The sequence below is a fragment of the Streptomyces sp. NPDC002870 genome, from assembly GCF_042888505.1.
Lineage (GTDB): Bacteria > Actinomycetota > Actinomycetes > Streptomycetales > Streptomycetaceae > Streptomyces.
The window spans coordinates 134842-147676 of record NZ_JBIAPW010000010.1 but is presented as its reverse complement, the minus strand read 5'-3'; the positions used below and the strand labels follow the sequence as shown (position 1 = coordinate 147676).

General features: G+C 70.2%; 15 protein-coding genes, 1 tRNA gene and 1 riboswitch. Of the genes, 11 read left to right on the top strand and 5 right to left on the bottom strand.

Annotated elements, in window-relative coordinates:
- Positions 1-51 precede the first annotated feature (51 nt).
- The 3 genes from rph to rdgB all read left to right on the top strand — a co-directional run bounded on the left by rph (position 52) and on the right by rdgB (position 1881).
- Positions 52-792, top strand: a complete 741-nt coding sequence (rph, locus tag ACFYWY_RS15420) for a ribonuclease PH (protein ID WP_389185521.1) — start codon at positions 52-54, stop codon at positions 790-792.
- Between the two features lie 92 nt (positions 793-884).
- Positions 885-1268, top strand: coding sequence for a hypothetical protein (locus tag ACFYWY_RS15415; RefSeq protein WP_389185518.1), 384 nt, complete (start codon positions 885-887; stop codon positions 1266-1268).
- 10 nt (positions 1269-1278) lie between these two features.
- Positions 1279-1881: an RdgB/HAM1 family non-canonical purine NTP pyrophosphatase gene (rdgB, locus tag ACFYWY_RS15410; RefSeq protein WP_389185515.1), complete on the top strand. Its 603-nt coding sequence runs from the start codon at positions 1279-1281 to the stop codon at positions 1879-1881.
- A 47-nt stretch (positions 1882-1928) separates the two neighbouring features.
- Here the strand turns inward: rdgB and ACFYWY_RS15405 are convergent.
- From ACFYWY_RS15405 to bcp, 3 genes are all read right to left on the bottom strand, one after another.
- Positions 1929-2004 (bottom strand) — tRNA-Leu (locus ACFYWY_RS15405).
- A complete protein-coding gene (locus tag ACFYWY_RS15400; protein WP_389185778.1) occupies positions 1966-2133 on the bottom strand; it encodes an HNH endonuclease in 168 nt (55 codons plus the stop codon). The genes ACFYWY_RS15405 and ACFYWY_RS15400 overlap by 39 nt, the downstream gene beginning before the upstream one ends.
- Positions 2134-2240: 107 nt before the next feature.
- Complete coding sequence (gene bcp, locus ACFYWY_RS15395) at positions 2241-2708, bottom strand: thioredoxin-dependent thiol peroxidase (protein WP_389185512.1); 468 nt, start codon at positions 2706-2708, stop codon at positions 2241-2243.
- Positions 2709-2834: 126 nt separating this feature from the next.
- Between bcp and ACFYWY_RS15390 the strand changes: the two genes are divergently transcribed.
- From ACFYWY_RS15390 to ACFYWY_RS15380, 3 genes are all read left to right on the top strand, one after another.
- The gene (locus ACFYWY_RS15390; RefSeq protein WP_389185509.1) at positions 2835-3155 is read left to right on the top strand and encodes a DUF3618 domain-containing protein; all 321 of its coding nucleotides are present in this window, start codon (positions 2835-2837) and stop codon (positions 3153-3155) included.
- A 43-nt stretch (positions 3156-3198) separates the two neighbouring features.
- The gene (locus ACFYWY_RS15385; protein ID WP_307663164.1) at positions 3199-3540 is read left to right on the top strand and encodes a co-chaperone GroES; all 342 of its coding nucleotides are present in this window, start codon (positions 3199-3201) and stop codon (positions 3538-3540) included.
- A 72-nt stretch (positions 3541-3612) separates the two neighbouring features.
- A riboswitch (guanidine-III (ykkC-III) riboswitch) is annotated at positions 3613-3672 on the top strand.
- Between the two features lie 32 nt (positions 3673-3704).
- Positions 3705-4025: a DMT family transporter gene (locus ACFYWY_RS15380; protein WP_389185505.1), complete on the top strand. Its 321-nt coding sequence runs from the start codon at positions 3705-3707 to the stop codon at positions 4023-4025.
- On the opposite strand, the gene ACFYWY_RS15375 is transcribed toward ACFYWY_RS15380, so the two are convergent.
- Entirely contained in the window at positions 4019-6376 is a 2358-nt protein-coding gene (locus ACFYWY_RS15375) for a transglycosylase domain-containing protein (protein WP_389185502.1), read from the bottom strand. The genes ACFYWY_RS15380 and ACFYWY_RS15375 overlap by 7 nt on opposite strands.
- A 127-nt stretch (positions 6377-6503) precedes the next feature.
- On the opposite strand from ACFYWY_RS15375, the gene ACFYWY_RS15370 reads away from it, so the two are divergent.
- From ACFYWY_RS15370 to ACFYWY_RS15355, 4 genes are read left to right on the top strand one after another with little or no spacing between them, the layout of a single operon-like run.
- Positions 6504-7304, top strand: a complete 801-nt coding sequence (locus ACFYWY_RS15370) for an ABC transporter permease (RefSeq protein WP_389185500.1) — start codon at positions 6504-6506, stop codon at positions 7302-7304.
- Positions 7297-8112 carry an ABC transporter permease gene (locus ACFYWY_RS15365; RefSeq protein ID WP_389185497.1) on the top strand — a complete coding sequence of 272 codons (816 nt, stop codon included), beginning with the start codon at positions 7297-7299 and terminating at the stop codon, positions 8110-8112. Before ACFYWY_RS15370 ends, ACFYWY_RS15365 begins: the two co-directional genes overlap by 8 nt.
- Positions 8113-8138: 26 nt before the next feature.
- Complete coding sequence (locus ACFYWY_RS15360; RefSeq protein ID WP_389185775.1) at positions 8139-9098, top strand: ATP-binding cassette domain-containing protein; 960 nt, start codon at positions 8139-8141, stop codon at positions 9096-9098.
- A 51-nt stretch (positions 9099-9149) separates the two neighbouring features.
- A complete protein-coding gene (locus ACFYWY_RS15355) occupies positions 9150-9830 on the top strand; it encodes a DUF1707 domain-containing protein (RefSeq protein ID WP_389185494.1) in 681 nt (226 codons plus the stop codon).
- Positions 9831-9869: 39 nt separating this feature from the next.
- On the opposite strand, the gene ACFYWY_RS15350 is transcribed toward ACFYWY_RS15355, so the two are convergent.
- The gene (locus ACFYWY_RS15350; RefSeq protein ID WP_389185492.1) at positions 9870-11168 is read right to left on the bottom strand and encodes an SGNH/GDSL hydrolase family protein; all 1299 of its coding nucleotides are present in this window, start codon (positions 11166-11168) and stop codon (positions 9870-9872) included.
- Positions 11169-11259: 91 nt separating this feature from the next.
- On the opposite strand from ACFYWY_RS15350, the gene ACFYWY_RS15345 reads away from it, so the two are divergent.
- Complete coding sequence (locus ACFYWY_RS15345) at positions 11260-12768, top strand: DUF445 domain-containing protein (RefSeq protein WP_389185489.1); 1509 nt, start codon at positions 11260-11262, stop codon at positions 12766-12768.
- Positions 12769-12835: the final 67 nt, after the last annotated feature.

Below are 12835 nucleotides of genomic sequence, written 5' to 3'. Positions count from 1 at the left end.
CCCTCGTACACGCGGAACGGGGCCCGCGCGACAGCAGCTAGGCTCGACGGCATGTCTCGAATCGACGGCCGCACCCCCGAACAGCTCCGCCCGGTCACCATCGAACGCGGATGGAGCAAGCACGCCGAGGGCTCCGTCCTCATCTCCTTCGGCGACACGAAGGTCTTCTGCACCGCCTCGGTCACCGAAGGCGTCCCGCGCTGGCGCAAGGGCAGCGGCGAAGGCTGGGTCACCGCCGAGTACTCGATGCTGCCGCGCTCCACCAACACCCGCGGCGACCGCGAATCCGTACGCGGCAAGATCGGCGGCCGTACGCACGAGATCAGCCGCCTCATCGGCCGCTCGCTGCGCGCCGTCATCGACTACAAGGCGCTCGGCGAGAACACCATCGTCCTGGACTGCGACGTCCTCCAGGCCGACGGCGGCACCCGCACCGCCGCCGTCACCGGCGCATACGTCGCACTCGCCGACGCCGTCGCCTGGGCCCAGGCCAAGAAAATCGTCAAGGCCGGCCGCAAGCCGCTCACCGGGACCGTCGCCGCCGTCAGCGTCGGCATCGTCGACGGCACTCCGCTCCTCGACCTCTGCTACGAGGAGGACGTGCGCGCAGAGACCGACATGAACGTCGTCTGCACCGGCGACGGCCGCTTCGTCGAGGTCCAGGGCACCGCCGAGGCCGAGCCCTTCGACCGCAAGGAACTCAACGCGCTCCTCGACCTCGCGACCGGCGGCTGCGCCGACCTGGCCGCGCTCCAGCTCGAAGCGCTCGGCGCTACCGAGCCGCTCGGGTAAAGAGGCAACCAAGAACGCGCCACTGGGCGTCGATACAGTCACGGGCGCACGGGCCGAACCGTGCGCCCGTCCGTATACAGGAGGCCAGTTCCATGTCTGCGCGCCGCCGCATAGCCCTCACGCTCGCCACCGCCGCTCTGATCGTCCCGATCACCGTCGGCTGCAGCGCCATCGACAAGGCACTCGACTGCGTCGAGACCGCCGACGCCATAGCCACCAGCGTCGACAAGCTCCAGCAGGCCGTCTCCAGTGCCGGGGACGACCCGACACAGGCCAGGCAGGCTCTCGACGACATCGACAAGGAACTGAAGAACCTCGGCGACAAGACCGACAACGCCGACCTGAGCAAGGCCGTCGACGACCTGGGCACGGGTGTCGACAGCGTCCGCAAGGCGATCGAGAACGGCGACACCACCCCGGACATCAAGCCCGTCACCGACGCCGCGAGCGAGATCGGCAAGGTCTGCACACCCTGATAATCGGGGCATGACCCGTCTGATCCTCGCCACCCGCAACGCCGGGAAAATCACCGAACTCAAGGCCATCCTCGCCGACGCGGGCCTCACCCACGACCTCGTCGGCGCGGATGCCTACCCCGACATCCCCGACGTCAAGGAAACCGGCGTCACCTTCGCCGAGAACGCCCTGCTCAAGGCGCACGCGCTGGCCCGGGCCACCGGCCTGCCGGCCGTCGCCGACGACTCCGGACTCTGCGTCGACGTCCTCGGCGGCGCGCCCGGCATCTTCTCCGCCCGGTGGGCGGGCCGACACGGCGACGACACGGCCAACCTGAACCTGCTGCTGGCCCAGCTCGGCGACATCGACGACGCCCACCGCGGCGCCCACTTCGCGTGCGCGGCGGCCCTGGCCCTCCCGGACGGCACCGAACGCGTCGTCGAGGGCCGCCTGCTGGGCACCCTGCGCCACGCGCCCTCGGGCACGGGCGGCTTCGGCTACGACCCGATCCTGCAGCCGGAGGGCGACACGCGTACCTGCGCGGAGCTGACCCCGGCGGAGAAGAACGCGATCAGCCATAGGGGGAAGGCGTTCAGGGCGCTGGTGCCGGTGGTGCGGGAGCTGCTGGGCTGACCCACGCAGAAGGGCGCGGCACCGATGCGGTGCCGCGCCCTTCGCTGTGGGCCCGGTGGGACTCGAACCCACGACACACCGGACCTAAACCGGCGCCCTCTTGGCCAGCTGGGGTACGGACCCGCGGCGCCCACTGTACTGTGCCTCGCCCCGAGGGTTCGAGAAGGATCTTGTCTGGCTGTGGCACGAGGGGCAGAGGAAGTGCAGGTTTTCCAGCCGGTTGTCGAGACGGTCGCCGTTGATGTGGTCGATCTCCAGGACGAGCAGCTTGCCCTGCCAGGTGTTCCCGGTGCCGCACTCGCCGCATGCCCGGAGTCGTGCCCGCCGCTTGCCGGTTCGGGCCCTTTCGGGAACAGACCTCAGATGCCGAGGTCCTTGATGATCTTGGCTACATGGCCCGTCGCCTTCACGTTGTACAGCGCCTGCTCGATCTTGCCCTCCTCGTCGACCACGACCGTCGAGCGGATGACACCGGTCACCGTCTTGCCGTACAGCTTCTTCTCGCCGAACGCGCCGTACGCCGCCAGGGTCTCCTTGGACGGGTCCCCGACCAGCGTGACCTTCAGGCTCTCCTTGTCGCGGAACTTCGCCAGCTTCTCCGGCTTGTCCGGCGACACGCCGATGACGTCGTAGCCCGCCCCCGCCAGCAGGTCCAGGTTGTCCGTGAAGTCGCAGGCCTGCTTGGTGCATCCGGGAGTCAGCGCCGCCGGGTAGAAGTAGACGATCACCTTCCGGCCTTTGTGGTCGGCGAGCGAGACCTCGTTGCCGTCCGCGTCGGGCAGGGTGAAGGCCGGGGCCGTGTCGCCGGGCTGGAGTCGCTCGCTCATGGTTCTCCTCGGGGGGACGTGAGGTGTACGCGGTCGAGCGTAATAGGGGTCCCATGGGGTACGGGAACGGCCGAGCTGACAGACTGTCGAGGAAGGACTACCGGACACGACCACGGAGGCAGCGCGGTGTCGGATGCCAGGACCCCTGCGCAGATCGAGGCGGACATCGTCCGCAGGCGCGACCAGCTTGCCGAGACGCTCGACGAGATCGGGGTGCGCATGCATCCGAAGACGGTCATCGGTGATGCGAAGGCCCGGGTCGCCTCGACCGTGGACCAGACCGCGGGGCGTGCCTTCGTCGTGGTGAACCGCACGGTGTCCGACATCAGGGCGCAGTTCGTGACGGAAAAGGGCGCGCCCCGGCTGGAGCGGCTGGTTCCGGTGGCGCTGGTGGCCGTGGGGCTCGTGGGCCTGCTCGCCGTGTCGGCGAGAAGGCGGCGGCTGTGACCCTCGGGCGTGCGGAAGGCTCCCGGGCAGGTAGGTTCGAGGCGTGAGCGACAACACCCACCACGACAAGCTGCCCATCCGGATGCTGCACGACCGCGTGCTGGTGCGGACCGACATCCCGGAGGGTGAGCGGCGTTCCAGCGGCGGCATCGTCATCCCGGCGACAGCGGCGGTCGGCAGGCGTCTGGCCTGGGCCGAGGTGGTCGCGGTCGGGCAGAACGTGCGCACAGTGGAGCCGGGCGACCGGGTGCTGTACGACCCCGAGGACCGCGCCGAGGTCGAGGTGCGGGGCGTGGCGTACGTACTGATGCGGGAGCGCGATCTGCACGCGGTCGCGGCGGACCGTTTCCAGGGCTCCGAGGACTCCACCGGGCTGTATCTGTAGAACTGGCGCCTGGGGCCCCGCGCCTTGAGCGCCCCCACCTGAAGAGCGCGCAAAGGCGCAGGTCAGGCCTTTGCTATCGTTGACTGTTCCCGACGAGACGCGTCGTACCGGGTCATGCAAAGACGACGCACCCCGCTGAAGTTCCGCGTCTCGGAGGTGCCGTCATGGCCTGGGTTCTGCTTGTTGTCGCCGGTCTGCTCGAGGTCGGCTGGTCGATCGGGATGAAGTTCACCGACGGCTTCACCCGGCTGTGGCCGAGCGTGTTCACCGGACTCGGGATCGTCGCCAGCATGATGCTGCTCTCGCACGCCGCCAAGACGCTGCCGATCGGCACGGCGTACGGCGTCTGGGTCGGCATCGGCGCGGCCGGTGCGGCGGTCGTCGGCATGACGGCGCTGAACGAGCCCGCGACCGCCGCGCGGATCTTTTTCGTCTGTCTGCTGCTGGTTGCCGTGGTGGGACTGAAGGCGACCTCGGGTCACTGACTCGCCGGCTCACTGAGGCCGGGTGGGATGAGTGGGCGGGGGCCTGCGGCCCGTGCCTCGTCCGTGTCGCCCGTGTCGTCGTCGCTCGTGTCGTCGTCGCCCTCACCGCGGTCGGTGGTGCCGTCGCTGTCCGTGCCCTCTTCCGTGTCCCCGTCGGTCTCACCGCTGTCCGTCGCCCCGTCGTCGGTGGCGTCCCCGTCCGTCTGCCCCTCGCTCTCGCCCGAACTCTCGTCCGGTGTCTCCGGCGACTCGTCCGTCGACTCCTGCTCCTGCTCCTGTGACCACTCGTCCTCCGGCTCCTGCTCCCACGGCTCCTCTTCTTCCTCCGCGCCCTCCTGCAGTTCTAGGTCGAACTCTTCGATCTCGGAGCCCTCCAGCGCGGCGCCCGTGAACTGGCCCCAGATCTTCGCCGGCGCCCCGCCGCCGTTGATCCGCGGCAGCCCCAGCGCGCCGTACAGCGGCTTCTGCACACCCGTGACCGGGTCCTGGCCCATCACCGCGACCACCGTCGCCAGGTTCGGGGTGTAGCCCGCGAACCAGGCCGCCTTGTCCTCCTCCGCCGTGCCCGTTTTGCCCGCGGCGGGACGGCCCGCCGACCTGGCCGCGAGACCGGTGCCGTCGTCGACGACGCTCTGCAGGATCGAGGTGGTGGTGTCGGCGGCCTCCCGGCTGACGGCCTGCTCGCTGTCCTCCTTGGGCAGTCGGACGTCGAGGCCGTTCTTGGTGACCTTTTCGACGAGGGTGTACGTGCCGTGCCTGCCGTGGTTGGCGAGCGTCGCGTACGCCTCTGTCAGGTCGAGGACGCTCGCGGTGGCGGGGCCCAGCGCGATGGAGGGGGAGGCGTTCAGGTCCGGGGTGCTCGCGGGGATCCCGAGGTCGATCGCGGTCCGCTTGACCCTGGCGGGGCCGACGTCCATGGCCATCTGCGCGTACACCGCGTTGACGGACCTGTCGGTGGCGGTGCGGACCGTGATCGGGCCGTACGAGACGTGGTCCTCGTTCTCGGGGGCGTACGGCTTGCCGCTCCAGCCCTCGACCCAGCGCCTGTTGGTGCCGTCGTAGAAGGTGTTGGGGGTGACGGTCCGGCCGTCCTGGGTGCTCGACCCGTTCTCGACGGCCGCGGTGAAGACGAACGGCTTGAAGGTGGATCCGACCTGGTAGTCACGGCGGGTCGCGTTGTTGACGTACTGCTTGGTGTAGTCGACGCCGCCGTACATGGCGACGACCTTGCCGGTGGCCGGGTCGATGGAAGCTCCGCCGACGCGGACATTGCGGTCCGCTGGGCGGCCCGCGTCCAGCTTGGACATCACCTGGTCGTCGACGGCCTCGGCGAACGCGTCCTGCTTGTGCCGCTCCAGCGTGGTGGTGATCCGGTAGCCGCCGGTGGCCAGGGTGCTCTCGTCGATGATCTTGTTGCTGGTGAGGTAGTCCTCGACGGCCTGGACGATATAGCCGCGCTGGCCCGACAGCGCCGTCGCGGGCTTCGCCGTCTGCGGCATGGGGAACTTCATGGCCGCTCGCTCGGCGGGGCTGAGCCACTTCTTCTTGACCATGCCGTCGAGCGTGTAGTTCCAGCGGCCGAGCGCGGCCGCCCGGTTCTCCGGGTGCGTGGCGATGTCGTAGGCGCTGGGGGCGTTGAGCAGCGAGGCCAGGTACGCGCCCTTCGCGGTGTCGATGTCCTCGATGTCCTCGCCGTAGTAGGCATGGGCCGCGGCCTGGATGCCGTACGCGTTGCGCCCGAAGTAGCTGGTGTTGAGGTAGCCCTCCAGGATGTCGTTCTTGCTCTCCTCGCGGCCCAGCTTGATCGCGATGAAGAACTCCTTCCACTTCCGCGAGATGGTCTGCTCCTGGCCCAGGTAGTAGTTCTTGACGTACTGCTGGGTGATGGTGGAGCCGGACTGCCTGCCCTTGCCGGTGAGGGTGTTCCAGGCGGCGCGGACCATCGCCTTGGGGTCGACGGCGCGCGCGGAGTAGAAGTCCCGGTTCTCGGCGGCCAGTACGGCCCGCTGCACCGCCAGGGGTACCTGCGCGAGGCTCACGTTCTCCCGGTTGACCTCGCCGTCACGTGCGATCTGGGTGCCGTCCTCGTAGAGGTAGACGTTCGACTGGGCGGTGGCCAAGGCGTTGGCGGGCGGGATGTCGACGAGCTTGTAGCCGGCCAGGAAGCCGCCGATCAGCAGCAGGGCGACGATCAGAAACGCACCGAGCGCCGCCCGCCAGGTGGGGATGGCGCGACGCCAGCCGGTGCGCTTGCCGGGGGGCCTGAAGCCCTTCTTCTCGAGTGCGGCAGGCGGTCCGACGACGGTCGCGTCCCGGGGGTTCCAGCCCTGCTGCTGTGGCTCGTCGCTCATACGCCCATACTGCACTTTTCGGTACGACAACCCGCGGACCCGGCAGGCGTAAAAGCGCTCGCGGCGGCTCGCCCGGCTGGGCTAGGGTCGTGCGCTTTGGTGCCCGCGTGCGGAGGGGGGAATCAACGTGCGGCTGTACGTGGTCGTCGCCGCCGGTGGGTTCCGGCGCTATGCGACGTACCGGGTGGCGACGGCGGCAGGGGTGTTCACCAACACCGTCTTCGGCTTCATCATGGCGTACACCTATACGGCCCTGTGGGACCAGCGGCCGCAGCTCGGCGGGTACGACCTCTCCCAGGCGCTCACCTATGTGTGGCTGGGACAGGCGCTGCTGATGACCTGCGCCATGATGGGCGGCGGCTTCGAGGACGAGCTGATGGAGCGGATCCGCACCGGGGACATCGCGATCGACCTCTACCGGCCCGCCGACCTCCAACTGTGGTGGCTTTCGGGCGACTTGGGGCGGGCAGCCTTCCATCTCATGGGCCGCGGCATCGTGCCGATGGCGCTCGGCGCGCTCGCCTTCGACCTTGCGCTGCCGAGCTCGCCGCTGACCTGGCTCGCTTTCCTGGTGTCGGTGGCGCTCGGAGTGGTGGTGAGCTTCGCGGTCCGGTTCCTGGTGGCGCTCTCCGCGTTCTGGCTGATGGACGGGGCCGGGGTGATGCAGATCTGCTGGCTGGCCGGGCTGTTCTTCTCCGGGATGCTGCTGCCGCTGAACCTCTTCCCGGGCGCCCTGGGCGAGGTGGCCCGGGCGCTGCCCTGGTCCTCGCTGCTCCAGGTCCCGGCGGACGTCTTCCTCGGCAAGCACACCGGCTGGGGGCTGGTGCAGGCGTACGCCTTCCAGGGCGGCTGGGCGCTGGCGCTGCTGGCCGCCGGGCGGGCCCTGCAGACAGTCGCCACCCGCAGGGTGGTGGTCCAGGGTGGCTGACGCCCTCTTCGGCGGACTGCGGGCATACGGACTGATCGCCGCGATGTGGATCCGCTCCACGATGGCCTACCGCGCGTCGTTCGTGATGACGGCCTTGGGAAACTTCGCCGCCACCTCCTTCGACTTCATCACGATCCTGCTGATGTTCTCGCACGTGGACGCGCTGGGCGGCTACACCCTGGGCGAGATCGCCTTTCTGTACGGAGCGTCGGGCACCGCCTTCGGCCTCGCCGACCTGGTGATGGGATCGATGAACCGGCTCGGGCGGCGGGTGCGTGACGGCACGCTGGACACGCTGCTGGTGCGTCCGGTGCCGGTGCTCGCCCAGGTGGCGGCGGACCGGTTCGCGCTGCGCAGGCTGGGCCGGATCACCCAGGGACTGCTGATCTTCGGATACGGAGTGCTCGCCCTCGACATCGAGTGGACGCCGCTGCGGGTAATGATGGTGCCGCTGATGCTGCTCAGCGGGGCGGCGATCTTCTCGGCGCTGTACGTGGCGGGGGCGGCGTTCCAGTTCTGGGCGCAGGACGCCTCCGAAGTGCAGAACTCCTTCACGTACGGCGGGAACACGCTGCTCCAGTACCCGCCGACGCTCTTCGCGAAGGACCTGGTGCGCGGGGTGACCTTCGTGGTGCCGCTGGCCTTCGTCAACTGGCTGCCGGCGCTGTACGTGCTGGGGCGGCCCTACCCGCTGGACCTGCCGCAGTGGCTCGCCTTCATGCCGCCCGTGGTCGCCGCGGTCTGCTGCTGGCTGGCCGCCCTCGCCTGGCGTGTCGGCCTTCGTTCGTACCGGAGCACAGGGAGCTGAGGGTGGACCTCGCAGAGGGGGACTTCATGGACTTCATCGAACTCGACGGCGTCGAGAAGGTCTTCGACGTACGCCGGAAAGCCGGCCGGCTGCGCCGCGAGAAGCACCAGGTGCGGGCCGTCGACGGGATCAGCTTCCGGGTGCCGCGCGGCGAGATGGTCGGCTACATCGGCCCGAACGGCGCCGGGAAGTCCACCACCATCAAGATGCTGACGGGCATTCTGACCCCGAGCGGCGGACGGCTGCGGGTCGCGGGCATCGACCCGTCCCGGGAGCGTACGAGGCTGGCGAGGCGGATCGGCGTGGTCTTCGGGCAGCGTACGACCCTGTGGTGGGACCTGCCGCTGAAGGACTCGTACCGTCTGGTGCACCGGATGTACCGGATCCCCGACAAGCGGTTCCGCGAGAACCTCGACCGCTGTGTCGAACTCCTCGACCTGGCAGAGCTGTTGGATGTGCCCGTGCGCCAGCTCTCGCTCGGGCAGCGGATGCGCGGCGACATCGCGGCGGCCCTGCTGCACGACCCAGAGGTGCTGTATCTGGACGAGCCGACCATCGGCCTCGATGTGATCTCCAAGGCGAAGGTCCGGGACTTTCTCCGGGACCTGAACGCCGAGCGGGCCACCACGGTGCTGCTCACGACGCACGATCTGACCGACATCGAGCAGCTGTGCAAGCGCGTGATGGTCATCGATCACGGGCGGCTGATGTATGACGGGGCGCTCGCCGGGCTCCACGAGGTGGGGGAGAGCGAGCGGACGCTGGTGGTGGACCTGGAGCGCGAGCTGCCGCCGATCGTCCTCGACTCCGCTCGTACGGTGAAGGTCGAGGGCCCCCGCCAGTGGCTGGCCTTCCCGGCTTCCCAGTCCGCGGCGCCGCTGGTGGCCGCGCTGGCCGACACGTATCCGCTGGTGGACCTGTCGGTGCGGGAGCCCGACATCGAGGCGGTGATCGCGAAAATGTACGCGGAGAGGCCGGGGATGTAGCGCGCGGCTCGGGGCTGTAAGCGCGGCGCGGCCTTGACTAGGCTGCTGACCATGACGAGTGAACTCCCTGAAATGCGCGCTTCGGACTCCGAGCGCGAAGGGGTGGCCGAGCGGCTGCGCGATGCGGTGGCGGAGGGGCGGCTCGACATGGAGGAGTTCGAGCAGCGCCTGGACGCCGCCTACAGGGCGCGTACGCACGGCGACTTGGAGCCGCTGGTCAGCGATCTTCCCGCGGCGGGCACGGTGTTGTCGTCACCGGCGGTCGCCGCAGGCGTGGGCAGCTGGGCCGCGCGCGTCGGCGGCCCGGCCACCTCGAAGGGGGCCTTCGCCTTCTGGGGCGGCTTCGTACGCAAGGGCACCTGGACGGTGGCCCGCAGGTTCACCAGCTTCACGATGATGGGCGGCGGCGAACTCGATCTGCGGGAAGCCCGTTTCGAGGACCGGGTGACCGTGATCCGCTGCATCGCGATCATGGGCGGGGTCAATATCGTCGTGCCGCCCGACCTGAACGTCGAGGTCAATGGCATCGGCCTGATGGGCGGCTTCGGCGAACAGGGCGAGGGCAAGCCCGACCCGTCGGCGCCGCGCGTGATCGTCTCCGGCTTCGCGCTGATGGGCGGCGTGGGCGTGGAGCGCAAGCGCACCCGGGCGGAGAAGCAGCGGCTCAGGGCTGAGCGCGAGGAGGAGAAGCGCGGGCGGCTGGAGAAGGGCGACCGCAAGGAGCTCGACTGAGCCCGGTGGTGTCCCGTCGGGTTCACAGCCGCGTCGGGTTCACAGCCGCGCCGGGTCCACCGCCTTGGCCATCCGCGCGTAACCGGCGTCGCTCGGGTGGAGATGGTCGCCCGAGTCGTAGCGCGGGAGCAGCCGGTTCGGTGCGTACGGATCGCGCAGCGCGCGGTCGAAGTCGACGACCGCGTCGAAGATCCCACCCGCGCGGACCATCGCGTTGACCTGGTCGCGTACGGACTCGACTGCGCGCGTGCAGCGGTGGTGTCCGCCGCAGGGCAGCAGCGTCGCGCCGACGACGCGCAGTCCGCGTGCGTGCGCCCGGTCGGCGAGTTCGGCGAACCCGGCCGTGATCGTGTCGGCGGTGGGGGCGGGGACGTACGGAGAGGCGTGCAGCAGGTCGTTGATGCCGATCGCGACGATCACGGTCTTCGCCCCGGACCGGGCGAGCACATCGCGGTCGAAGCGGGCGAGGGTGCTGGGGCCGCGGCCGTCGGCGAGCAGGCGGTTGCCGCTGATGCCCTGGTTGAGGACGCCGTAGTGGCCCGCGCCCCGGCCGGCCAGCCGGTCGGCGAGGACGTCCGGCCAGCGGCGGTTGGCGTCGGAGGTGGAGGTGACCCCGTCGGTGATCGAGTCGCCGACGACGACCACCGCGCCGCGTGCCTCCCGGGTCAGCACGTCGACGGCGGTGAGGTGGTGCCAGGCGCGGATCCGGCCGGTGTACGCGTCCCCGCCGACGTCCTGCGTACGGTCGCCGTCCGCGACGTACGAGGTCTGGCGCGCGCGTGGGTGGATGGTGACGGGCCCGTCGGCTGCATGCACCGTGACCAGCAGATCGCCGTCGTAAGGGATCTCCAGGACGACGGGGTCGCTGACCCACTGGCCGCCGGCCGCGATCGTGACGGCTTCGGCACCCTGGAATGTCACGCGGCGCAGGGTGGCGGGGACGGCGGCGGGGCCGCGGCCCGCGCGGACGGCGAGCGAGACATGGGCGATCTCGAGCGGACGGCGGCCGAGGAGGTTGGAGAGGGTGACACGGGCGGCGACGCCGCCGATGCTGGTGTGGACGACATTGCGTACGGAGTGGCCGGCGGTGGTGCGAGCCGTGCCAGTTCCGGTGGCTGCGGCCTCGAGGGCCTGGACGGCCTGGACGGGAGCGGCTGCCTCGACGGCCTCGACGGGGGCGGCGGACCAGGTGCCGACCCAGACCGCGGGCCCGGCGGAGGGCGTACGAACGGTGGTCCGGCCCTGGGCGGCCCCGACTCCGAGGTATATCGCGCCGCAAATGAGGGCCACGACGACGGTGAGGGCAGCGAGGGTCGCGTACCCGCGGCGCTTATGCATGAGCACATCATCCGGCATGTCCGGGGAACTCGATGTGCGCCCCGGGAGTACCTGAGGTAGGGACTATTGCGTACGGGACGCGCGCGGATGGGTGGAGCGGATGGAACGTACAGGTCCGGAACGGACGGAACGGGAACCGACAGGACCGGAAGGGCCAGGACCGGGACGGAAAGGACGGGGTCGGAAAGGACCGGGACGGCCGGCGCTGACAGGGGGCGGCCGCGCCGACGCGAACCCGTCTGCCGAGGACCGGTCTGCCGAGGACCGGTCCGCCGATGGCCGGTCCGCCCACGACCGGTCTGCCGATGGCGCGGTGCGGGCACGCACGCCCCTCGCCTCCTTCGCGTTCACCGAGGCGGACGCCGAGAAGCAGCGCGGCGTCCGCAGGATGAAGGCGACGGCGACCGGCGCGCTGGTGTTCGTCGCTGTGATCTTCGCCCTCGCCACCTGGGGGAAGAACGCCGGGCTCGGCGCCTGGACCGGCTATGTCGCGGCCGCCGCGGAGGCGGGCATGGTCGGCGCCCTGGCCGACTGGTTCGCGGTCACGGCGCTGTTCCGCTACCCCCTGGGTCTGCCCATCCCGCACACCGCGATCATCCCGAACAAGAAGGACCAGCTCGGCACCACACTCGGCTCCTTCGTCGGGGAGAACTTCCTCTCCGGCGATGTCGTCCGCGCCCGGCTGCACGCCCTCGGCATCGGCGGCCGCCTCGGCGCCTGGCTCGCAGAGCCCGCCCACGCCGACCGGGTCACCGCCGAGCTGTCCACCGCACTGCGCGGCGCGCTGACGGTGCTGCGCGACTCCGACGTCCAGGCCGTCGTCGGCGAGGCGATCACACGCCGCGCGGACAGCGCGGAGATCGCCCCCGGCATCGGCAAGACCCTGGACAAGGTCGTCGCCGACGGCGCCCACCACCGCGCGGTCGACCTGATCTGCGCCCGCGCGGCCGACTGGCTGGTGCTCCACTCGGACTCGGTGTTGGTCGCGGTCGAGGGCGGGGCGCCGGGCTGGACCCCGCGGTTCGTGGACAAGAAGGTCGGCGAGCGCGTCTACAAGGAGCTGCTGCGCTTCGTCACCGAGATGCGCGACATGCCTGCCCACCCGGCGCGCGGCGCGATCGACCGCTTCCTGACGGACTTCGCGGCGGACCTCCAGTCGGACACGGACACTCGGGCGCGGGTGGAGCGTATGAAGTCGGACCTGCTGTCGCGTTCGGAGGTGCAGGACGTGATCGCCTCCGCCTGGTCCTCCGTACGCACCATGATCATCTCGGCGGCCGAGGACGACCGGAGCGAACTGCGGCTGCGCGCCCGCGCCTCGCTGCTGTCGCTGGGCTCGCGGCTGGCGACGGACAGCCGGCTTCAGGCGAAGGTGGACGGCTGGCTGGAGGACGCGGCGGTCTACGTGGTGACGACGTACCGCGCCGAGATCACCTCGCTGATCTCGGAGACGGTCGCGAGCTGGGACGCGGAGCACACCTCGCGCAAGATCGAGGCGCACATCGGCCGGGATCTGCAGTTCATCCGGATCAACGGCACGGTGGTCGGCGCGCTGGCCGGCCTGTTGATCTACACGGTGGCACACGCGCTGGGCGCGTGACCGGTCCCTGGGGTACGGTCACGCGCCCAGCCACCTGGGGGAGGTGTCGTGGAATACGTACGGCGGT

Bases quoted from the DNA above. Each gene is read 5' to 3' on its own strand.
- rph (WP_389185521.1), top strand. From the start codon at position 52: ATGTCTCGAATCGACGGCCGCACCCCCGAACAGCTCCGCCCGGTCACC.
- ACFYWY_RS15415 (WP_389185518.1), top strand. From the start codon at position 885: ATGTCTGCGCGCCGCCGCATAGCCCTCACGCTCGCCACCGCCGCTCTG.
- rdgB (WP_389185515.1), top strand. From the start codon at position 1,279: ATGACCCGTCTGATCCTCGCCACCCGCAACGCCGGGAAAATCACCGAA.
- bcp (WP_389185512.1), bottom strand. From the start codon at position 2,708: ATGAGCGAGCGACTCCAGCCCGGCGACACGGCCCCGGCCTTCACCCTG.
- ACFYWY_RS15380 (WP_389185505.1), top strand. From the start codon at position 3,705: ATGGCCTGGGTTCTGCTTGTTGTCGCCGGTCTGCTCGAGGTCGGCTGG.
- ACFYWY_RS15375 (WP_389185502.1), bottom strand. From the start codon at position 6,376: ATGAGCGACGAGCCACAGCAGCAGGGCTGGAACCCCCGGGACGCGACC.
- ACFYWY_RS15360 (WP_389185775.1), top strand. From the start codon at position 8,139: ATGGACTTCATCGAACTCGACGGCGTCGAGAAGGTCTTCGACGTACGC.
- ACFYWY_RS15355 (WP_389185494.1), top strand. From the start codon at position 9,150: ATGACGAGTGAACTCCCTGAAATGCGCGCTTCGGACTCCGAGCGCGAA.
- ACFYWY_RS15350 (WP_389185492.1), bottom strand. From the start codon at position 11,168: ATGCATAAGCGCCGCGGGTACGCGACCCTCGCTGCCCTCACCGTCGTC.